Annotated in this window: 18 protein-coding genes; all 18 read left to right on the plus strand. The window is 68.6% G+C overall.

Features of this window, described 5'->3' with window-relative positions:
- The first annotated feature begins 13 nt into the window (after positions 1-13).
- The 18 genes from BM199_RS13075 to BM199_RS33850 all read left to right on the plus strand — a co-directional run bounded on the left by BM199_RS13075 (position 14) and on the right by BM199_RS33850 (position 21,331).
- Positions 14-994, plus strand: a complete 981-nt coding sequence (locus BM199_RS13075) for a DUF1702 family protein (protein WP_281245694.1) — start codon at positions 14-16, stop codon at positions 992-994.
- The gene (locus tag BM199_RS13080; RefSeq protein ID WP_091673312.1) at positions 991-2,934 is read left to right on the plus strand and encodes a CRTAC1 family protein; all 1,944 of its coding nucleotides are present in this window, start codon (positions 991-993) and stop codon (positions 2,932-2,934) included. Before BM199_RS13075 ends, BM199_RS13080 begins: the two co-directional genes overlap by 4 nt.
- A gap of 5 nt (positions 2,935-2,939) precedes the next feature.
- Entirely contained in the window at positions 2,940-3,974 is a 1,035-nt protein-coding gene (locus BM199_RS13085) for an enediyne biosynthesis protein (protein WP_425425522.1), read from the plus strand.
- Positions 3,971-5,341: a cytochrome P450 gene (locus BM199_RS13090; protein ID WP_091673313.1), complete on the plus strand. Its 1,371-nt coding sequence runs from the start codon at positions 3,971-3,973 to the stop codon at positions 5,339-5,341. The genes BM199_RS13085 and BM199_RS13090 overlap by 4 nt, the downstream gene beginning before the upstream one ends.
- Positions 5,342-5,396: 55 nt before the next feature.
- Positions 5,397-5,966, plus strand: coding sequence for a DUF5987 family protein (locus BM199_RS13095; RefSeq protein ID WP_091673315.1), 570 nt, complete (start codon positions 5,397-5,399; stop codon positions 5,964-5,966).
- Positions 5,963-7,621, plus strand: coding sequence for an FAD-dependent oxidoreductase (locus BM199_RS13100; RefSeq protein WP_091673316.1), 1,659 nt, complete (start codon positions 5,963-5,965; stop codon positions 7,619-7,621). The genes BM199_RS13095 and BM199_RS13100 overlap by 4 nt, the downstream gene beginning before the upstream one ends.
- Complete coding sequence (locus tag BM199_RS13105; RefSeq protein WP_091673318.1) at positions 7,618-8,211, plus strand: hypothetical protein; 594 nt, start codon at positions 7,618-7,620, stop codon at positions 8,209-8,211. Before BM199_RS13100 ends, BM199_RS13105 begins: the two co-directional genes overlap by 4 nt.
- Positions 8,208-8,813, plus strand: coding sequence for a DUF6239 family natural product biosynthesis protein (locus BM199_RS13110; RefSeq protein ID WP_143101825.1), 606 nt, complete (start codon positions 8,208-8,210; stop codon positions 8,811-8,813). The genes BM199_RS13105 and BM199_RS13110 overlap by 4 nt, the downstream gene beginning before the upstream one ends.
- A 34-nt stretch (positions 8,814-8,847) precedes the next feature.
- A complete protein-coding gene (locus BM199_RS13115; RefSeq protein WP_091673322.1) occupies positions 8,848-9,900 on the plus strand; it encodes a carboxymuconolactone decarboxylase family protein in 1,053 nt (350 codons plus the stop codon).
- A gap of 89 nt (positions 9,901-9,989) precedes the next feature.
- Positions 9,990-10,805: a TIGR03084 family metal-binding protein gene (locus tag BM199_RS13120; RefSeq protein WP_091673323.1), complete on the plus strand. Its 816-nt coding sequence runs from the start codon at positions 9,990-9,992 to the stop codon at positions 10,803-10,805.
- Positions 10,806-10,814: 9 nt separating this feature from the next.
- Positions 10,815-11,822: a hypothetical protein gene (locus tag BM199_RS13125; RefSeq protein WP_091673325.1), complete on the plus strand. Its 1,008-nt coding sequence runs from the start codon at positions 10,815-10,817 to the stop codon at positions 11,820-11,822.
- Positions 11,823-12,068: 246 nt separating this feature from the next.
- Positions 12,069-17,885, plus strand: coding sequence for a type I polyketide synthase (locus BM199_RS13130; RefSeq protein WP_091673326.1), 5,817 nt, complete (start codon positions 12,069-12,071; stop codon positions 17,883-17,885).
- Positions 17,886-17,888: 3 nt separating this feature from the next.
- Positions 17,889-18,362, plus strand: a complete 474-nt coding sequence (locus tag BM199_RS13135; protein WP_091673328.1) for an acyl-CoA thioesterase — start codon at positions 17,889-17,891, stop codon at positions 18,360-18,362.
- Positions 18,363-18,384: 22 nt separating this feature from the next.
- Positions 18,385-18,918, plus strand: coding sequence for a flavin reductase family protein (locus BM199_RS13140; RefSeq protein WP_091673710.1), 534 nt, complete (start codon positions 18,385-18,387; stop codon positions 18,916-18,918).
- A 41-nt stretch (positions 18,919-18,959) separates the two neighbouring features.
- On the plus strand, positions 18,960-19,145 hold the full coding sequence (locus tag BM199_RS13145) for a DUF6222 family protein (RefSeq protein WP_091673330.1): 186 nt from the start codon (positions 18,960-18,962) through the stop codon (positions 19,143-19,145).
- A gap of 158 nt (positions 19,146-19,303) precedes the next feature.
- On the plus strand, positions 19,304-20,845 hold the full coding sequence (locus BM199_RS13150) for an acyl-CoA carboxylase subunit beta (RefSeq protein WP_091673711.1): 1,542 nt from the start codon (positions 19,304-19,306) through the stop codon (positions 20,843-20,845).
- On the plus strand, positions 20,842-21,069 hold the full coding sequence (locus tag BM199_RS13155) for an acyl-CoA carboxylase epsilon subunit (RefSeq protein WP_143101826.1): 228 nt from the start codon (positions 20,842-20,844) through the stop codon (positions 21,067-21,069). The genes BM199_RS13150 and BM199_RS13155 overlap by 4 nt, the downstream gene beginning before the upstream one ends.
- A gap of 109 nt (positions 21,070-21,178) precedes the next feature.
- The gene (locus BM199_RS33850; protein WP_177242606.1) at positions 21,179-21,331 is read left to right on the plus strand and encodes a hypothetical protein; all 153 of its coding nucleotides are present in this window, start codon (positions 21,179-21,181) and stop codon (positions 21,329-21,331) included.
- Positions 21,332-21,353: the final 22 nt, after the last annotated feature.

The following is a 21,353-nucleotide window of genomic DNA, read 5'->3' on the forward strand; positions in this document are numbered from 1 at the left end:
AAGGGAGAGTAAATTGGTTTCCGGACTACGTGCGCTCCGGCGTCGTGTTCTCACGCCAAAGGTAGCAGAGACGTCGCTTGACGTGCGGGGATTTCACAAGAAAAGCCCGGAAGCGCAGGAGATGCTGGAAGCGGTCGGCCGGACGTTTCTCGAGGGGTATGCGCACGCACTCGAGGCACGTTCCGTCGAGGATGCGGAGAGCCGGCTCGAGCAGGTGGCGGCACCGCTTCGCGGTTTCGCCTACGAGGGCGCCGGAATGGGCTTCGCCATGCTCGACGGTCTGCCGTTCGGTCACCGCCACCACGTCGCCGACTTTCTGGAGGGAAAGGCAGGCAGGCACGTCTACATGGTGTACGTGGGCATCGGCTGGGCAATGGCCCGGCTGCCACGGTTCCGCTGGCCGAAGGCCGACTCGCTCGACCCGCTGCTGCGCGGACTGGTGCTCGACGGGTACGGCTTCCATCAGGCCTACTTCCACACGGGACGGTACGTGCACGAGCGGTATCAGGATCCCGGCTTCTCCTGGCCGGACGACGCGAGCAGGTCGTACTCCCACCATGCGATCGACCAGGGCATCGGCAGAGCCATGTGGTTCGTCGGGGGCACGGACGCGGTCAAGGTCGCATCGTTGATCGACGCGTTCCCCGTCTCGCGCCAAGCAGACCTGTACTCCGGTGCGGCGCTCGCGGCGACCTATGCCGGAGGTGCCGACGAGCGAGAACTGCACGTGCTTCGCGACCGTGCGGGGCGGTTCCGGCAACACCTCGCGCAGGCTTCCGCGTTCGCCGCGGAGGCGAGGGTACGAGCGGGCCTGCTCGTACCGCACACGGCGGTGGCCACGCGGGTCCTGTGCGGCACCACACCGGAGTCCGCGGCGCGGATCACCCAGGACGTCCGGCCAAGCAACCCGGTCAACGGTGATGTCCCGGCCTACGAACTGTGGCGGCAGCGGATCGCCGACGAATTCGCAACCCTCGGAGGTGTGCACTCATGATCGCGACAGTTCGCTGGCTGCGTAAGCAGCTGGCCGGGATCGTGGCGCTGACACTCGTCGCCGGCCTGTTCCTGGTCAGCCGCCTGCCTGAGTCGTCGGCTGCGGAGGTCGACGAGCTCGCGAGCGGCTACGGGTTCACGCCGATGTCGATCGCCATGCCGAGCGGGTTCCCACAACAGGAGATCCGCGAGGTCAATCAGGACTACACCGACATCGACGCCTGGATCTCCTCTGTCGGCGCGGGAATCGCGATGAACGACCTCGACGGTGACGGCCTCGCCAACGACCTGTGCATCACGGACCCACGGATCGACCAGGTGGTGGTGACACCGACCCCCGGTGCCCGTGCGGACCGTTATCCGCCGTTCGCCCTGCGCAACGCGCCCCTGCCGATGAACGACGTCATGGCGCCGATGGGTTGTGCCCCAGGTGACTTCAACGAGGACGGGTTCATGGACCTGCTCGTCTACTACTGGGGCAGGACGCCCATTGTGCACCTCGCCGAGCCGGAGGCCGGAAGCCTGACCGCGGCCTCCTACCTGCCGACCGAGCTCGTCCCGACCGCGGCCGGCTCCCAGTACACCGGTCCACAGTGGAACAGCAACGCGGTTGCCGTCGCGGACTTCGACGGTGACGGGCACGTCGACATCTATCTCGGGAACTACTTTCCGCACGGTCCTGTTCTCGACCCGAAGGTCTCCGGCGGAGTGGCGATGAACGACTCGCTCTCCAACGCGTCGAACGGGGGAGAGGACTACTTCTTCCGCTGGACCGGAGCGACGGAAGGCCCTGTCCCCGAGGTCCGATTCGAACGGCTCGACGATGTGCTGCCCACTGATCTCTCGAAGGGCTGGGTGCTCGGCTCGAGTGCCAACGACGTGGACGGTGACCAGCTTCCGGAGCTGTACCTCGCACAGGATCACGGTCGCGACGCGATGCTGCACAACCGGTCCACCCCAGGGACGATCAAGTTCGAGCCGGTCCTCGGCGCGTCGTCGCCAATGCTGCCGAAGTCAAAGCGCATGGGCGCCGACTCCTTCAAGGGCATGGCCGTCGACTGGGGTGACCTCGATCGCAACGGGCTCTACGACCTGTTCGTCAGCAACATCACCACGTCCTTCGGCATTCAGGAGAGCAACTACCAGTTCATGGCGACCCCGGAGAGCCGTTCGGAGATGCGGGCGAGGCTGCAGAGCGGTGAGGCGCCATGGGAGGACCGCAGCACCGACGACGGCACGGCATGGTCCGGCTGGGCCTGGGACGTCAAGATGGGCGACTTCAACAACAGCGGCGACCTGGCGATCGCACAGACCAACGGGTTCGTGAAGGGCGAGGTGAACCGCTGGCCGCAGCTGCAGGAACTCGCCACGGCCAACGACCTGGTGGTGCACGATCCGAGTTGGTGGCCGCACGTGCGTGCCGGCGACGACCTGGCGGGCAGCCAGCGCCTGCACTTCTTCGCCAGGAAACCGGACGGTGGGTACGTCAACATCGCCGGGCGGCTGGGCCTGGATGTTCCCGTGCCCACACGCGGAATCGCCACAGGGGACGCCGACGGCGACGGCCGGATCGACCTCGCGGTCGCCCGGCAGTGGGACCAGCCCGCGTTCTACCACAACGAGGCTCCTGACGCCGGAGCCTTCCTCGGCCTGAAGCTGTCGCATGACGACACACCAGGAGCACCGGGATCGCCGGTGGTCGGTGCACAGGTCACCGTGACCACGCCGGACGGGCGCACCCTGATCGACCGGGTAGACGGCGGCGGGGGTCACTCCGGCAAGCGCAGCAGCGATGTCCACATCGGTCTCGGTGACGTGACCGCGCCCGTCACCGTGGTGCTCGAGTGGCGGGACCGGTCCGGCCGGATGCACGACCAGGAACTTCAGTTGACCCCGGGCTGGCACTCGCTGCGACTGGGCTCCCGGGCCGAGGAGAGGTGAGGACATTGACCGACCAGAAGACAGCGGCCGCGCCGCGGCACGACCCCAAGGTGATCACGGCGCTGCGCCGGTTCGCCATCTCGATGACCGTGTTCAACATTCTCGGGTACACGGTTCTCGGGTTCGAGCAGCCGTGGCTGTGGCCGCTGATCGCCCTCGCCACGGGCTACAGCCTGGAGATCGGTTTGGAGTTCGTGGGTGCCCGTACGGATCGGCGCCCGCCTCGCTTTCTCGGCAACGGGTTCCGGGGGTTGGCCGAGTTCCTGCTTCCCGCGCACATCACCAGCCTCGCCGTGAACATGCTGACCTACCCGAACGACCAGGTACTGGTGATGATGTTCGGCATCGCGGTCGCGGTGGGTGCGAAGTGGGTTCTGCGGGCGCCGGTCCGCGGCCGGATGCGGCATTACATGAACCCCTCGAACTTCGGCATCGCGATCATCCTGGTGCTGTTCCCCTGGGCGAGCATCGCGCCTCCCTACCACTTCAGTGAGAACGTGAGCGGTCCGATCGACTGGCTCATTCCCGCCGTCATCATCGGCGCGGGAACAATGCTGAACGCGAAGCTGACCGGCCGGATGTGGCTGATCGCCGGTTGGCTGAGCTTCTTCGTCCTGCAGTCCGTGGTGCGTGGCTGGGTGCTCGACACCGCGATTCTCGGCGCGCTCGGCACGATGACCGGAATCGCGTTCGTCCTGTTCACCAACTACATGATCACCGACCCCGGTACCACGCCGTCGAAACCCGGCTCGCAGTTCGCCTTCGGCGCGGGAGTCGCGGTCGTCTACGGATTGCTCACCGGTGCGGGCATCGCCTACGGCCTGTTCTTCGCGACCGCGGTGGTCTGTCTGATCCGCGGCGGGTTCCTGTGGTCGCTGCACTTCGTCAACAAGGCTCGGGAACAGTGGGAGGCCCAGCAGCGGGACGCGCTCGAACTGGCGTCGCCTCCCGCACCGGAAGGCGAGCAAGCCGCGCCCGCGGTCTCCCCGGCGCCCGTCGCCGCCCAGCCCGGCGAACCTTCGAGGAGGGCCGCGGCATGACGGTCCTCGCGGGGGCGTCGAGCAGGGTGCGCCGGGTGCCGCCCGGCCCACCGCGCTCGGCCACACCAAGGCTGCTGCGGCAACTGTTCACCGATCGGCTCGCGCTGATGTCGTCGACGGCGTCGGTCTACGGTGACGTCGCCAGAATCGCGATCGGGCCGAAGGCCCTGTACCTGGTCAACGGCCCGGATGCGGCCAAGCACGTTCTCGCCGACAACCACGCCAACTACCACAAGGGAATCGGTCTGGTCGAAGCGAAGAAGGTGATCGGCGACGGTCTGCTGACGAGCGAGGGCGAGCTGTGGCGACGACAGCGTGCGCTGATCCAGCCTGCCTTCCAGCACAAGCGGATCGCCGCGCAGGCCGGTGCCGTGGCGCAGGAGGCGGGTGGTCTCGTCGCCCGGCTGCGCGAGCACATCGGGGCGGGACCTGTCGAGATGACCCGGGAGATGACCGGGCTCACGCTCGGCGTGCTCGGGCGCACACTGCTCGACTCCGACCTCGGCGATCTCGAGTCGATCGGACACGCCTTCGAGGCGGTGCAGGATCAGGCCATGTTCGAGGCGGTCACGTTGTCCATGGTCCCGGCGTGGTTGCCCTTGCCACGGCAGTCGAGATTCCGCAGGGCACGCGCTGAGCTGCGAAACGTGGTGGACGATCTCATCGAGGCCGGGGTGCGACGGGCCCGGCAGGACGGCGGTCCCGAGGCCGGGGCGGATGTGCTGTCCAGCCTGATCGATTCGGCCGGGGGGCAGCGCGGCGGGCTGCGCGACGAGTTGACCACCCTCCTGCTCGCGGGGCACGAGACGACGGCCAGCACACTGAGCTGGGCGCTGCATCTGCTCGACCGGCATCCCGGGGTCGCCCGGCGACTTCGCGCCGAGGCGGTCGACGTGCTCGGCGACCGGTTGCCGGAGTTCGCGGACCTGCGCCGCCTGACCTACACCGGCATGGTGGTTCAGGAGGTGCTGCGGCTCTACCCGCCAGTGTGGCTGCTCCCGCGCGTGGCGCTCGCGGATGACGAGATCGGCGGTTACCACGTGCCCGCGGGCGCCGATGTGGTCGTCTGCCCGTACACCATGCACCGCCATCCCGGCCATTGGCAGGACCCCGGCCGATTCGACCCCGAGCGGTTCGCCCCCGACCGCCCGGTGACGCGGCCTCGATACGCCTACATGCCCTTCGGCGGCGGCCCACGTTTCTGTGTGGGCAGCAATCTCGGAACGATGGAGGCGGTCTTCACCATCGCGGTACTCATGCGGGATCTGCGGCTGACGGGAGTTCCGGGAAGGCGGGTCGTCGCGGAACCGATGTTGTCCCTGCGTGTCCGGGGCGGTTTGCCGATGACCGTCCACCCTGCGTCCTGAGACGGGGACGCACAGCTGACGGTCCACTGTGGGCGGTCTGAGGAGGAGGAGAACTGTGCGCACGGGTAGCGGAGACGACGATCAGGGCCTGACCTCGACTCTTGAGGCCTTCGCCGACACGATCGTGCCAGGGGAGAAGCGACACGATGCGGACCACGCGATCGCGGGTGCGGCAGCGGGACCGGGAGCAGTTGCCGCCGGAGCTCTCGAGTTATTGAACACTCCGGCGACCGGAGTGACGGCCGGCCTGGAGTTCCTGGTTCCCGCACTGAACCAGCACGCACGGAGCTGGGCGGAGGAGCGCGGCCTCCAGCTCGATGCCGAGCTGCCCGCGTTCGTCGCGCTGCCGTTCGGGGAACGCACCTCGCTCGTGTACACCCTCACCGCTCCGGGCCACCCCGAGAAGGACGGCTGGGTGGCCCTCGCGCTGTTCTGCAACATGGCCTTCGACAGTGCCGCGCATCTGCATACGGCCGAGGCGATGGCCACCGGGCATCCCGGACTGCGCGCGATGGGCTTCTTCGATCCCGATGCCGACGGACTCTGGCGGTTCCCGCACTACTCCTACCGCCGCAAGCTCGCCGACATCCACCCGAACACGACGCCGTCAGGGAGCCCAGCATGAGCATCGAGAAGACGGACGTTCTCATCGTCGGCAGTGGCTTCGGCGGCTCGATCACCGCGTACCACCTCGCGGCGGGCGGTGCCGAGGTCGTCCTGCTGGAACGTGGACCATGGCTGCAGACCAACGACTTCGAGCACGACTTCCTGCTCGGTTCGTCGTACACACGCGCGTTCGACTTCGTGGTCGGCGACGGTATGAGCGTGCTGGGCGGAAACTGTGTCGGCGGGGGAAGCGTCGTGTACTTCGCGGCGATGCCCCGCGCACCGAAGTTCGTCTTCGACCGGCACGGCAGCATCGGGAGGCGCATGTGGCCTTCGGCGATCAGCAGGGACAGCCTTGATCCGTGGTACGACCGGGTGGCCGAATCGCTTCCGGTCAGTCAGCAGGACTGGCGGGACGTCTCCTACTCGGGCGGTCTGTGGGCTGCCGCCTGCCACCATTCCGGTCGTACGGCGAATCCGGCTCCGGTGGCGATCGACAACGACAGGTGCACGAACTGCAACTGGATGATGGGCGGTTGCCGGTTCGACGCCAAACGCTCATTGCTGACCAACTACCTTCCTGCGGCGCTCGCCCACGGTGCGCAGATCCGCCCGCTGCACGAGGTGCAGCGGTTGTCCCGGACCGACGACGGCGGCTACCGGGTGGAGTTCAACGTCATCGACGACGAGGACTACCGGATTCACACCGGCAGTGGTGCGATCGAGGCGAAGATTGTCGTGCTCGCGGCGGGTGCCGGCGCCACACCGGTGATCCTGCAACGCTCCGAGTCCACATTGGGCACCATGCCGTATGCGGTAGGACGGTACTTCTCCGGCAACGGGGAGCGCCTCAACACCGCTGTCATCAACGAGGACAGGGTGCGCGACGTCCTGGGCCTCTCCCGCGAGGACGGGGTCCCCTACGAGGCGAACCAGATCGGGAAGGGCCCTACCGTCGCGAACTGGGACCGGCTCGACGGTTCGCTTCCCGAGTACTCCCGGTACTCCCTGGAGCAGCTGTACTTCCCGCCGGGACTCGGCACGATCCTCGCCCAGGTGCCAAATGGGAGTGAGCCCGCCTGGTTCGGGGCCGAGAAGAAGGAGATGCTGAAGCGCTGGCGTTCCTGGCTGACGATCTTCCTGATGACCGAGGACGACAACGAGGGGGTCTTCGGGCCGCCTCCGCCCACCGGGAACGCGCACCGCATCTCCCAGCAGATGCTCGGCCGCGGTCCGCTGGCATACGATCCGACCGAGAACACCCGGCACGGCTGGGCGCTGGCGGATGCCGACGTCAAGGAGATACTGGAGCGCGACGGGATCGCCACCGTCGCGCCGTGGACCAACGACGTGGTCGGGGCCTACACCGTGCACCCCCTCGCGTCCTGCCGGATCGGTGACGACCCGAGGACGTCCGCGCTCAGCGCCGACCACGAGCTACGCGGTCATCCCGGCATCTTCGTGACCGACGGTTCGGCCGTTCCCGGTGCGCTGACGGTGAACCCGGCGATGACCATCGCCGCGCTCGCGGAGCGTGCTGTGCCGGGGATCGTCCAGGCGGCGCGGGCTCGTGGCGTCGACGTCACATACGGTGCGCCCGCACCGGACGGCGCGACGAGCGCCCGGCGGGGGACGCTCCGTCTCGTGCCGAGCCGCACGGGGGAATCGCGATGACGACGAACCAGTTCCGCGGGCCCGGCCGCTGGCAGCACGTCAGCGCGGCACTCAACAGCCGTTGGCACAGGGCCGCGTTGGCGGTCTTCACGATCGTCGTCCTCGCCCACTGGGCGGAACACCTGGCTCAGGCCGTTCAGATCTACCTACTGGGTTGGCCTGTTCCCGAGGCGAACGGCGCACTGGGCCTCGCGTTTCCGGCGCTGGTGAAGTCGGAGTGGCTGCACTACGGCTATGCGGTGGGCATGATGGTCGCGTTCGTCGTGTTGCGCCGCGGCTTCACCGGCCGGTCCCGCCCATGGTGGCGTGCGGCGATGTGGATCCAGATCTGGCATCACTTCGAGCATCTCCTGCTGCTCCTGCAGGCTCTCACCGGTGCACACCTGCTCGGCAACGCGAAACCCACGAGCATCGTCCAGTTGGTGATCCCACGGGTTGAGCTGCATCTGTTCTACAACACCATCGTCTTCGTTCCCATGGTCGTGGCGATGGTGTACCACCTGCGGCCGAGGCCCGATGAGTCGGCGCTCATGCGCTGCTCGTGCACGCCCCGGTCCGCCCGCGCGGTCGCGGCCTCCGGTACGCGATGAGCGTGTCAGGTGGCGTCGCCGTCGGACCGCACGACCACCTGGTCACCTTCTCCGGCACCACCGGGTCGCTCTGGCTACGCGTCCTGCTGATCGGCGGCGCGCTCGTGGTGGCCGCGTTCGTGTTGCTGTGGCCGTTCCTCGAGCAGCAGAGCCAGCGGACGGTCGTGATCGTCACCTGGATCGCGGCCGGAACGGGACTGCTCGACTTCCTGCTCGCCAAGGGAGTCGACGTGCCCGAGCAGATCGCCCTCGTGCTGCTCGTGGCGCTGGCGGTCCCGGTGACCGTCTCCCGCGCTCGCGAACCATGGCTGGTCTCGGCAGCCACACGCATCGCTCGGCTGGCGCCGTGGGTGGTGGGGACGGCCGCGGCCGCCGCGGCGACGGAATTCGGCAGGGCCTGGCTCGGGGACCGGGGCCAGGACGGCGTTGCCGTGCTGTTGCACACCGGCCTCGCGATCGCACTCGTCGGTCTGTCCTGGTCCACGATCTGCAGGCCGCGCTCACCACGCACGCTGACAGCCGTCCGGATCGTGGCCTGGGGGCTCGCCAGCACCCTCGTCGCGGCGGCCGGACACGCCACGATCCTGTCCACCGCCGGGTGATCGAGGCAGGCTTTCCAGGGAAGTGAGGTGTGCCATGGCCCCGGCACCCATCCGGTTCGCGCTGCGCAGAACGCTGACCCAGATCCGGTACGTCCAATGTGTCCACCCGCGTGCGGCGACCGGCGCCGTGCGCGAGGTCTACCGACAGGTCGAACAGGACTTCGGAATGCTGGCCCCGCCGGTGGCGCTGCACTCGACCGCACCTGGCCCGCTCGCGGCGAGCTGGATGCTGCTCAGGGAGACGCTGCTCGCGGCGGGAGAGACCAGCAGGGCCGCCAGGGAGGCGGTGGCGGCCGAGGTGTCGGCGCTCAACACGTGCCCGTACTGCGTCGAGGTGCACACCGCGGCGTTCACGGGCGCGAGCCCCGACGCGGCCGACCCGGAGCTGACGGCGATCGTGGCGTGGTTGCGGGGAACCGGTGGCCTGGCCACGTTCTCGGAGCCCGCTCGCGCGGAGCTGACCGGCGTCGCCGTCACCTTCGAGTACCTGAACCGCATGGTGAACGTCTTTCTCGGGAGTTCCCCGTTTCCTGCCGAACTCCCCGCGGCGGCGCGCCGATATGCTCGCGGCCTGCTCGCGCGCGTGCTGCGGCCGTCGTGTCCCGGTCCGCCGCGGGGCGAGTCACTGGCGCTGCTGCCCCAGGCGCCGTTGCCCGGTGATCTGGCCTGGGCCGGGGCCGACCCGGTGCTCAGCGGGGCGTTCGCGCGCGCAACCGCCGCCATCGAAACCGCGGGCAGGGCAGCACTGCCGCATCCCGTCCGCGATGCCGTACTGCACATCCTGTCCCGTTGGGACGGTGCTCCGCCCGAACTGGGCCAGGAGTGGCTGGAGTCGGCCGTGCGCACGGTGGGTGCGACGTCCGTAAAGGACACCGCTGCGGTACGGCTTGCCGTGCTCTGCGCGATGGCGTCCTATCGGGTCGACGACCGTGTGGTGAACGAGTTCCGGCGCTCTCGTCCCGGGGACCGAACACTGGTCGGTGCGATCTCGTGGGCGAGCCTCGCCGGCGCCCGCAGGCGCGGCGAGTTGCTCGACGGTGCAGCGCGAAAGGAGAAGACCGCGCCACCGCTGGCGAAGGAGAATTGACGACGTCAGTTCGGCGGCGCCGAGGCACGGGCTCGAGACGCACTCGCTACGGCGACTCCGAGCACCTGCCCGAGGAGAGGACGAGACAGATGACGACGTTGCAGGACGTGATCGACGACCTGACAGCCGAAGCGGAGGCGGTCGACCAGCTCGTCGCGGACCTGGACGAGTCGGAATGGCAACGGGAAACACCGGCACCGGGGTGGACGGTGAAGCATCAGGTCGGGCACCTCGCCTTCATCTTCCGGATCGCGGGCATGGCGGCGGCAGACCCACAGGCCTTCTCGGCGATGACGGCCCGGATCAGCGATGGAGCGGGATTCGACGCCGCGGTGAACGGCGCGCTCGCCGACTACGTGCACGACCCCGCGGAAGTGCTGCTCGCGCGCTGGCGGGCAGAGCGCGACGCGGGGATCAAGGCGCTGGCGGCGGTTCCCGCGGACCAGGTGGTTCCGTGGCTGGTGAACCCGCTTCCGCCCGCGGTGCTGGCTGCCGCCGGGATGATGGAACTCTTCGCGCACGGGCAGGACATCGCGGACGCCGTGGGAGTACGTTCCCGCCGGACCGACCGGATCGCCCATCTCGTGGAGTTCGCGGTCCGGACGAGGGACTTCGGTTACCACGCGCGGAAGCTGACCCCGCCGGAGACGGAGTTCCGGTTCGAACTCGTCAACCCTTCGGGAAAGGTGCTGACGTTCGGGCCCGAGGACGCCACACAGCGGATCACCGGTACGTCCGTCGACTTCTGCCTCCTCGCGACGAGACGACGGCACCGCGACGACCTCGGCGTCCGGGCAGTGGGAGCGGAGGCCGACCACTGGCTGGATATCGCCCAGGCGTATCGCGGCCCCGCGGGCGCAGGCCGGGCACCGGGCCAGTTCGGCTCGGCACCTGATCGCGCCTGAGGAGGCATAATGATCCGCGACAGCAGTTCGACCGACACAACCGGCGCCGTGGGCCTGAGCGAAACGCCATTCTCAGCGGGAGACCTGGTTCCGGCTGGGGGCGGACCGGGAAAGCCATGGCGACTGGTGGTGATCAGTGGACTGGCCGGCCTCCTTCTCGCCGTGATCTGGTCGCCCTACCTGGTGGACAAGGTCATCGCGGGTGCCATCACCGGACCGGTCCTCGGGGCGGACGCGAACGAGGTCGCGATCACCGGATCCGGTATGGCCATGGGCTTCGCCGTCATCACCGGTATCGCGGGAATGTTCACCGCCTGCAACATCGCGGTCTTCTGCGCACTGGCTCCGATGAGCGGTGATCGGGCCAAGGGGACCAGAACCCGCACGTCACTGCTCGCGCTCGCGCGGCCGGTGGGCTGGCTGATGCTCGGCGCGGTCGGAGTGGCCGGGGCCTACGGTGTGCTCGGTGTGCTGGTGGGTCCCTCGATGCCGCAGGTGTCCGGCGCCCGGATCGGCGATCCGGAGACCGGACTCGCCGTCCGGATCCTGCAGGCGGGAATCGTGTTCGGGCTCATCGGACTGGTGATGCTCTGGCGTGGCCTGGCATACGCGGGGTTGGTCCGCAACCCGCTGGAAAGGGTGTTCCAGCGGCGCTCCTGGGCGGAGACCCTGTTTCTCGGCTGCCTGATCGGAGCGTTTCTCATCGGCAGGCCGTGGCCGCCTTTCCGGCGCCTGTTCGAGTACGCGGTCTCGACCGACAATATTCTGCTCGGATTCCTCACATTCGCCTTGCAGTCGATCGGAAATATCCTGGGTGTCGCCGTTCTCTTCCTTCTCGTCATGCTCGCCACACGCGGCCGGTTCCAGCGCTGGCTCTTCCGGGTTCCGGGGCGAGCGGCGCGATTCTCCGCGGTGGCTTTCATCGTGGTCGGCACATTCTTCGTGGCGTACTGGTCGGTGAAACTCGGCTACCGGGCGGGCGTGATGTGGTGGCCGACGATGCCCTACAACTCCTGAGAGACGGCATGATCGCGCGCCGGCCTCGAACAGTCCGATCCGTGCACGAGACGCACCGTGGTCCTACGCATGTACGGAGAAGACTGTTCCGTGCCACTGGGACATGCTTGATGTACCGGAGGCCCCACAGTGTGGCCGGGGCTTCATGAACGCGATGTCGTGGTCAGGCGAGGCGAGTTTGACCGAGTTCCGGACGGATTTCCCGGTCGAGCACGGTGCCGGGTGGAAACATTGGAGTGCGGTGGCATGAGCGGTGAGCGGATCTCGATTGTCGGTATCGGTCTCAGCTATCCGGACGCCGGTTCACCGGACGAACTGTGGGACAACGTGCTGGCCGGCCGTCGAGCCTTTCGCCAGCTGCCCGGCGTGCGGATGAACCGGGACGACTACTGGTCACCCGATCCCAAGGACCCGGACCGCTACTACGCGGAGAAAGCCGCGGTCCTGCGCGACTTCGAGTTCGACAGGGTGCGGTACAAGGTGGCGGGCAGTACCTTCCGCTCGACCGACATGACCCACTGGCTCGCGCTGGACGTGGCCGCGAGGGCACTGGCCGACGCGGGGTACGACGGAGGCGAGGGACTCCCGAGGCAGTCCACCGGCGTGATCCTGGGCAACAGCCTCACCGGAGAGTTCTCCCGAGCCAATGTGATGCGGTTGCGCTGGCCGTACGTTCGCCGGACCGTCGCCGCGGCACTGGTGGACAAGGGCTGGGGCGAGGACGAGGCCACCGCGTTCCTCCGCGACCTGGAGGTGCAGTACAAGTCACCTTTTCCGGAGATCAACGAGGACACACTCGCGGGCGGACTGGCCAACACGATCGCGGGTCGGATCTGCAACCACTTCGACCTGGCCGGTGGCGGATACACAGTGGACGGTGCGTGTTCGTCCTCACTGCTGTCGGTCGTCACGGCTGCGAACGCACTTGTCGCGGGCGACCTCGACGTCGCCCTCGCGGGAGGTGTCGACCTGTCGATCGATCCGTTCGAACTGATCGGGTTCGCCAAGACGGGGGCGCTCGCCACCGGGGAGATGAAGGTCTACGACAAGGATTCCAACGGCTTCTGGCCGGGGGAGGGATCGGGCCTCCTCGTCCTGATGCGTGAGCGGGACGCCATCAGCAGAGGAGCCAGGATCTATGCCTCGATCACGGGCTGGGGGGTGTCCTCCGACGGGAAGGGCGCCATCACCAGGCCGGAGGCGAGCGGGCATCGCCTCGCGTTGCACCGGGCCTACACCCGCGCCGGATACGGCGTGGAGACGGTGTCGTACTTCGAAGGGCACGGGACGGGAACGGCACTCGGTGACGCCACCGAAATCGAGGCACTGTCCGGGGCGCGCAGGGACGCGAGCGCGAGCGCCCGGCCTGCGGCATTGAGCACCATCAAGGGCAACATCGGACACACCAAAGCCGCGGCGGGGGTCGCTGGGTTGATCAAGGCGACCCTCGCCGTACACCACCAGGTGATCCCGCCCGCGACGGGACACCAACAGCCGCATCCGCTGCTGACCGGTGCGGGGGCGGCGATGTACGTGCCGGCCGAGGCCGGTCTGTGGCCCGGCGACCAGCCGGTCCGGGCAGGAGTGTCGGCGATGGGCTTCGGCGGCATCAACTCCCACATCGCGGTCGAACAGCCGCCGGACGCCGAGCGGCGGGACGTTCTCGACGAGCACACCCTGCGTGTGGTTCGCGGGCGTCAGGACGCCGAGCTTCTCCTGCTCGATGCCACCGACCACGCGGAACTGCGCGATCGAGTCGCCCGGCTGGTCGAGCGCACGCCCGAGCTGGCGATGGCGGAGCTGACCGACCTCGCGGGCACCCTGGCGGGTGAGCTGTCAGGACAACCGGTCCGTGCGGCGGTCGTCGCCACGTCTCCCGAGGAGGCGACACAGCGGCTGACCCGGCTGCTCACGCTGATCGACGAGCGCAAGGGTGCGGTCTTCGCGGCGCAGGAGGGCATCTTCCTGGACAGCAGGACCTCCGCCCCGAGGGTCACCTTCCTGTTCCCCGGCCAGGGGTCGGGAAACGGCACCGGTGGCGCCATCCGCCGCAGGTTCCTCGCCGCGGACGAGGTCTACCGGACCGCCACCCTGCCCGAGGGCGGTGACCAGGTGGCGACCGAGGTGGCCCAACCACGGATCGTCGCGGGCTCGCTCGCGGCGCTGCGGGTCCTTCGCGAGTTCGGCATCGACGCGGACACCGCGGTCGGGCACAGTCTCGGGGAGCTGACCGCGTTGCACTGGGGCGGTGCTCTGGACGAGGCCGAGGTGCTGCGCCTCGCGGCCATCCGCGGCGGCGTCATGGCCGCTGCCGGTGGCAGTGACGGTGCGATGGCCGGTCTGAGCGTCGGCCCCAACCGCGCCGAACATCTTGCCGACGGCGAGGACGTGGTGGTAGCCGGTTACAACGCCCCTGCCCAGACCGTGATCTCCGGCCCGGCGGACGCCATCGACCGGGTGTGCGCGAAGGCGCGGACCGACGGCGTCACCGCGACGCGACTCAGCGTCTCCCACGCCTTCCATTCCCCGGCTGTGGCTGACGCGGCCGAGGCGATGAGCGACCGGTTGCGGGATATCGGCTTCGCTCGGCTGAGCAGGCCAGTAGTGTCCACTGTGACCGGTGACGTCCTGCACGGCGGCGAGGATCTGCGCGAGCTCCTACGGGAGCAGATCATGCTGCCGGTGCGGTTCCGTGAGGCCGCGGAGCGAGCGGCCGATCGCAGTGATCTCGTCGTCGAGGTTGGTCCCGGCCGTGTGCTCACCGGACTCGTGCACGAAATCGTGCCCGACACGCCTGCCCTTTCGGTCGACACGGACAGCGGTTCGCTGGTCGCCCTGCTGCGTGTCGTCGGCGCGGCTTTCGCCCTCGGTGTTCCGGTCGACGTCCGTGCGCTGTTCGCGGGCCGGATCGTCCGGCCGTTGTCGCTGGACACCAAGATGACCTTTCTCGAGAACCCGTGCGAGTCCGTTCCGGTGTACGGGGGCGACTTCGCCAGGCAGACCACCCTGTCGGCGACCGGATCGCCCACGGCGGTGACGACCGACAACGGTGACACGACGTTCGAGCTGCTGCGCAAGTTCGCGGTCGAGCGCGTGGAGCTGCCGCTGGAGACCGTCACACCGGATACGCACCCGCTGGACGACCTGCACCTGAGTTCCATCACCGTGGGGCAGATCGTCAACGACGTGACCCGTGCGCTCGGCCGTCCGCCGCTGGAGGGAATGCCCAACTTCGCCACCGTCTGTCTCGGTGAACTGGCCGAGATGATCGACGAACTCGCGGAGACGTCGCGGCCGTCGGACAGCACGGGCACCGGTGAGGTGCAGGGGGTCGCGCCCTGGGTGCGTCCGTTCGCCGTCGAGTACGTCGAAGCCGACCGTCCCGTGGTCGAAACGGGCGGAAACGGTGCGGCGAGTGACTGGTCCGTGTTCACCACGCCAGGACACCCGCTGGCCGAGCACCTTCAGCGAGGACTCGCCAGGGCCGGTATCGGTGACGGTGTGCTGCTCTGCCTGCCGGAGGACTGCGACGAAAGCCATACCGGTCTCTTTCTCGACGCGGCGAGGGCGGTGATGGCCGCACCAAACGGCACGCGGTTCGTGGTCGTGCAGCACGGTTTCGGGGCCTCCGGACTGGCGAAGACCCTGCGCCTGGAGGACCCGTCCGCCCGAACCACCATTGTGGACCTCGCGCACATCGAACCCCATGGTGCGGACGGGATCGACGATGCGGTGTCCAGGGTGGTCGCCGAGACCGCGGCGACCACGGATTTCGCCGAGGTGCGCTATGACGCGGCCGGGGTCCGTACGGTACCCGTGCTTCGTTCGGTTCCCGCCGGCCCGGCCGAGAACGACTCTCCGCTGGGCCCGGATGACGTCCTGCTGGTCACCGGGGGCGGGAAGGGGATCACCGCGGAGTGCGCGCTGGCGATGGCGAGGGATTCGCAAGCCGGCCTCGCACTCCTGGGACGCGGCGATCCGGCCGACGACGCCGAACTGGCGGAGAACCTGTCGAGAATGGACTCCTCCGGCGTCAGGTACCGGTACGAGCGGGCCGACGTGACCTCGGCCGAGCAGGTGCGCGCGGCGGTGCGCCGGGTGGAATCCGAACTGGGCCCGGTCACGGCGGTACTGCACGGTGCGGGCCGCAACGAACCAGCGGGGTTGTTCAGCCTGACCGAGCACGCGTTCCGGCAGACCATCGCGCCGAAGACCGGTGGACTGCGTGCCGTACTCGATGCGGTCGACGGCGACCGGATCAAGCTGCTGGTGACGTTCGGCAGCATCATCGGCCGGGCCGGCCTCCGTGGTGAGGCGCACTATGCCACGGCCAACGACTGGATGACCGAGGAGACGCTGCGCTTCGGCCGACGTCATCCCCGGGCCAAGGTGCTGGCGCTCGAGTGGTCGGTGTGGTCCGGCGCGGGCATGGGGGAGCGGCTCGGCGTCGTCGGAGCGTTGCTGCGTGACGGCATCACCCCGATTCCCACCGAGAGCGGGATCGACGTACTGCGCCAGGTGCTCGCGGACCCGTCTGCGCCGCCCGTGCTCGTGGTTTGCGGACGGACCGCCGGACTGGTGACATTGCCGGTGGAGCAACGGGAACTGCCGCTGACTCGATTTGTCGACCGGGTGGTGGTGCACTATCCGGGCGTCGAGTTGATCACCGAGGCGGACCTGTCCTCGGGCAGCGACCCCTATCTCGTCGATCACCTGCTGGACGGGGACCTGCTGTTCCCCGCCGTGTTGGGGATGGAGGCCATGGCCCAGGTCGCCGCCGCGGTCACCGGCAGGCCCGGCGTGCCGTTGCTGGAGAACGTGGAGTTCCTGCGACCCGTCGTGGTGTCGCAGGGAGGTTCGACCACGATCCGCCTGGCGGCACTGGCCGCCGACTCCGCCACCGTGGACATCGCGCTGCGCAGTGAGGAGACGGGGTTCAGCGCGGACCATTTCCGGGCCCGGCTGAGGTTTCCGCGCCCCGAGCTACCCACTCCGCCCGCGCCCTCGCCGGCGGAGTTGCCCGCCGTCCCCGTAGACCCGGTGACCGAGCTGTACGGCGGTGTGCTGTTCCAGGGCAAGCGTTTCCAGCAGCTGACCGGCTACCGGCGGGTGAGCGCACGGCATGCCGTTGCCGAGGTCGCGAGCGGGTCGGACGCGGGTTGGTTCGCTCCGTTCCTGCCGCAACGGCAGCTGCTCGCCGATCCGGGTACGCGCGACACGATGATGCACGCGATCCAGTGCTGTGTCCCGGACGCGATTCTGCTGCCACAGGGGATCGAGAAGCTCTACCTGGCCGACAGTTCTGTGCGGGAAGCCGACTACGTGGTGCTCCACGCCCGCGAACGTTCGCAGGACGGGGACAGTTACGTCTACGACCTCGACGTGCGTGATCCGGACGGCATGGTGGTGGAACGCTGGGAAGGGTTGTCGTTGCGGGCGGTCCGCAAGCGCGACGGCGCAGGCCCCTGGGTGCCCTCGATGCTCGGTTCCTACCTCGAGCGTTCGCTGGAACGAGTCCTCGGTGGACACCGCGCCGTCGTCGTCGAGCCGGACCCGGCCGGTGCCGAGGTCGCGACGACCGCGCAGCGCAGGGCACAGACGCGGCTCGCGGTGAGCAGGGCACTGGACCGGCCGGTCGCGCCGCTGTATCGCGCCGACGGCAAACCCGAGGTCGCCGGCGCGGAGGTGTCCGCCTCGCACGGTGCCGCGCTGACGCTGGCGGTGGCCGGTGCCGGACTGTTGGCCTGCGACATCGAGTCGGCGGTCGAGCGCGGCGAGGAGGACTGGTCGGGCCTGCTCGGGCCGGAGCTGGTGGCCGTGCGCGATCTGCTCGTCGCGGACACGGGCGAGTCGGCCTCGGTGGCAGGCACGCGCGTGTGGACCGCTCTGGAGTCCGTCCGCAAGACCGGCCTGATGACCCAGGCGCTGACCGTGCATCGAGTGCACGGGGACGGCTGGGTCGTGCTGGCCTGCGGAAGGGCACGAGTCGCGACCTGGGTGAGCACGGTCAACGACCGGAGTGAGCCCGTGGTGTTCGCCGTACTCGAGGGAAATGAGGACTGACGCATGGCCTACTACGAGATCCGCCACATCGTCGGGTTCGAGGAGACCAATCTGGTCGGCAATGTCTACTACGTCAACTACCTGCGGTGGCAGGGGCGTTGCCGGGAGATGTTCCTCAAGGAGAAGGCTCCCGCGGTGCTCGAGGAGGTACGAGCCGACCTGAAGCTGTTCACCCTCAAGGTGGACTGCGAGTTCTTCGCCGAGATCACCGCGTTCGACGAACTGTCCATCCGGATGCGGCTGGAAGAACTGACCCAGACCCAGATCCAGTTCACCTTCGAGTACGTGCAGCTCGCCGAGGGCAGGGAGAATCTTGTTGCCAGAGGGCGACAGCGCATCGCGTGTATGCGCGGACCGAACACGGCGACGGTTCCCGCACGGGTGCCGGAGGAACTGCGCACGGCTCTCGCTCCTTATGCCGAGGACGTGAAGGGCGCCAGAACCGAGTCCGCGGCCGTTCCGGCCACGGGGGTGTGACGTGATCGGCTCCGGCGGCCCCATGACGCGAACGGCGGCACCAGGTGCGGGTTCCTCGCCGAGACAGTCGCGCCTGTCCGAGCAGAGCACACTGCGGGAAGTGATGTCCCGGTTCGCGACCGGTATCACCGTCCTCACCGCTGGTGGCGAGAACGGTCACGGTATGACGGCGAACGCGTTCAGTTCGGTGTCACTGGAACCGCCGATGGTGCTGTGCTGCGTGTCCCGGGCCGCGCGCATGCACGAGGCGATCGTCTCGGCGCAGTCGTTCGCCGTGTCCATTCTCGGTGCCGGGCAGCGTGAACAGGCCCGGTACTTCGCCGACTGGCGGCGACCTCGCGGGCTCGCCCAGTTCGACCAGGTCGACTGGACTCCCGGTCCCCAGACCGGAGCTCCGTTGTTGGCCGGCTCCCTGGCCTGGCTGGAGTGCCGTCTCGCCCGAACCTACGCGGGCGGGGACCACTCCATCTTCCTCGGTGAGGTCCTGAGTTCCAGCCGGGGTTCCAGTCCCGAGGCACTGCTGTTCTTCGGTGGTGACTACCACCAGGTCGCGTAGGTGCCCGTCGTCGACGTAGCCACATCGGAAGGAAGATCACCATGATCGAGAACACCGCACAACTCACCGGCCTGGTGGCTCGCCGCGCCGAGACCAGCGAGGTGCCCGAGATGCCGCGTACCTCTGTCCCTCGGCTGGGACGAGGGATCCGATGGAGTGACCTGGTCGCGGAGATGCACCAGGAACTCGTGGACCGGGAACTGGAGGACCGGGAGGCCGCGGCGTGACCGAGCGATCTGGCGGAAGATCCTATGTCCACGGCAGCGCAGCGCTCCAGGATTCCTTCCCGGAGGAGGAATTCCGCACCGAGGGCGGTTCGGCCGGTGGGCGGCCGGAGGAGAAGCCGGATCTCGAAATCGTTCCGGAACCGGTGCCCATCCGGTCCATGGTGGAGCTGAACGGGGAGCGGCAGTCGTTGCGCGAGCGGATCGTCGCGGGTGCTCCGGCAGCGATCGAACGGCAGCACGCCCTGGGAAAACGCACCGCGCGGGAACGTCTCGACCTGCTGCTCGACGAGAACTCGTTCACCGAGGTCGATCTCTATCGCCGGCGTGGGGCGACCGGAGCGGGGCCGGGCGAGCGCCGTCCGCACACCGATGGCGTGGTCGCGGGTTCCGGGACCATCGAGGGGCGGCGGGTGTTCGTCTACGCCCAGGATTTCACCGTGTTCGGCGGGTCGCTCGGTGAGTCCCACGCCGCGAAGATCCACAAGGTGATGGATCTGGCCATCGCCACCGGCGCCCCGCTGATCGGGCTCAACGACAGCGGGGGCGCCCGGATCCAGGAAGGCGTCCTCGCGTTGCACGGGTTCGGCGGTATCTTCCGGCGCAACGTGGAGGCATCGGGCGTCATCCCGCAGATCAACGTCATCCTGGGGCCGTGCGCAGGCGGTGCGGCATACTCGCCCGCGCTCGCGGACGTCACCTTCATGGTGCGCGGGACGGCCAAGATGTATCTGACCGGGCCGGACGTCGTCGAGGCGGTGAGTGGGGAAAGAGTGGGTCACGACGAGCTCGGCGGCGCCGACGTCCACGGTGGACTGTCCGGTGTCGCGACCGTCGTACACGACGACGAGGAGAGTTGTCTCGCCGACGTCCGATACCTGGTATCGATGCTGCCCGGCAACAACCTCGACCCCGCACCGGCCGCGGCCAGCCGGGGAGCCACGACACAACTCCGTCCCAGGTTGGCCGACATCGTGCCCGCCGAGCCGAACCAGCCCTACGACATACGGGCGGTCGTCGAAGAACTGGTCGATGACGGTGAGTTCTTCGAATTGCACGAGTTGTGGGCGCGCAACATCGTGTGCGGGCTGGCGCGCATAGACGGTGCGGTCGTCGGAGTCGTCGGCAACCAACCCCTCGTGCTGGCCGGCGTGCTGGACCGCGCCGCGGCACAGAAGGCGGCCAGGTTCGTCCGGTTCTGCGACTCCTTCAACATCCCATTGGTGACGCTGGTCGACGTGCCCGGGTTCCTCCCCGGAACCGAACAGGAGCACGGTGGGATCATCCGGTACGGCGCGCAGCTGCTCTACGCCTACTGTGAGGCGACCGTGCCGCGTATCCAGGTCATCCTGCGCAAGGCTTATGGCGGGGCGTACATCGTGATGGACTCCCGGTCCATCGGTGCGGATCTTTCCCTCGCGTGGCCGACCAACGAGATCGCCGTGATGGGGGCGGAAGGTGCGGTCAACATCTTGCACCGGAGAGAACTCGCCGCCGCGGCGGATCCGGCACGACTGCGGGCGCGGCTGGTCCGGGAGTACACCGAGGAGTTCATGCATCCGCAGTACGCGGCGGAGCGCGGGCTGGTGGACGACGTGATCGACCCGGCCGACACGCGCTCGGCCGTGGCTCGGGGGCTGGCGATGCTGCGGGACAAGCGTTCCCGGCCCCCGCAACGCAAACATGGGAATGTGCCGCTGTGAGCGGCCCGCCACCCGAGCTGCCGCACCCGGCATTCCACATCCTGCGGGGTATGCCGGACGTGGAGGAGGTAGCCGCCGTCACCGCCGTGCTCGCGGCGCTCGCCGAGCCACCCCGACCGACACCACGGCCCTGCACGCCGGTGTGGGCGGACCCGGGCCGCCACCTCGGGGTGCTCCGTCCGTCTCGTCCGGATGCCTGGCGAGGCTCGGGACTGCCGGTCTGATCCAGCCTCCGGGTCGACCGGTTCTCGAGCGGGCGACCTACCGTAGCTGTGGTGACTTGCCTCACACTTGCCCGGTAGGTCCAGGTTGCGGCGTGCATCGGAGGTTGCCATGTCGGAGAACAGGACGGCACCGGACATCTCGACGGAACCCGTTGCCGTCCCGCCGAGCGGCGATCCTCCGGGTGAGCCGGGACGTACGTCCCTTGCGGCCGAACCCCGGGGAGACGGTAAGGACGACTGCATCGTCCTCGGTTACAACTGACCCTTCCCGAGGGGCCGTCCGC

Source organism: Amycolatopsis marina, assembly GCF_900111885.1.
Taxonomy (GTDB): domain Bacteria; phylum Actinomycetota; class Actinomycetes; order Mycobacteriales; family Pseudonocardiaceae; genus Amycolatopsis; species Amycolatopsis marina.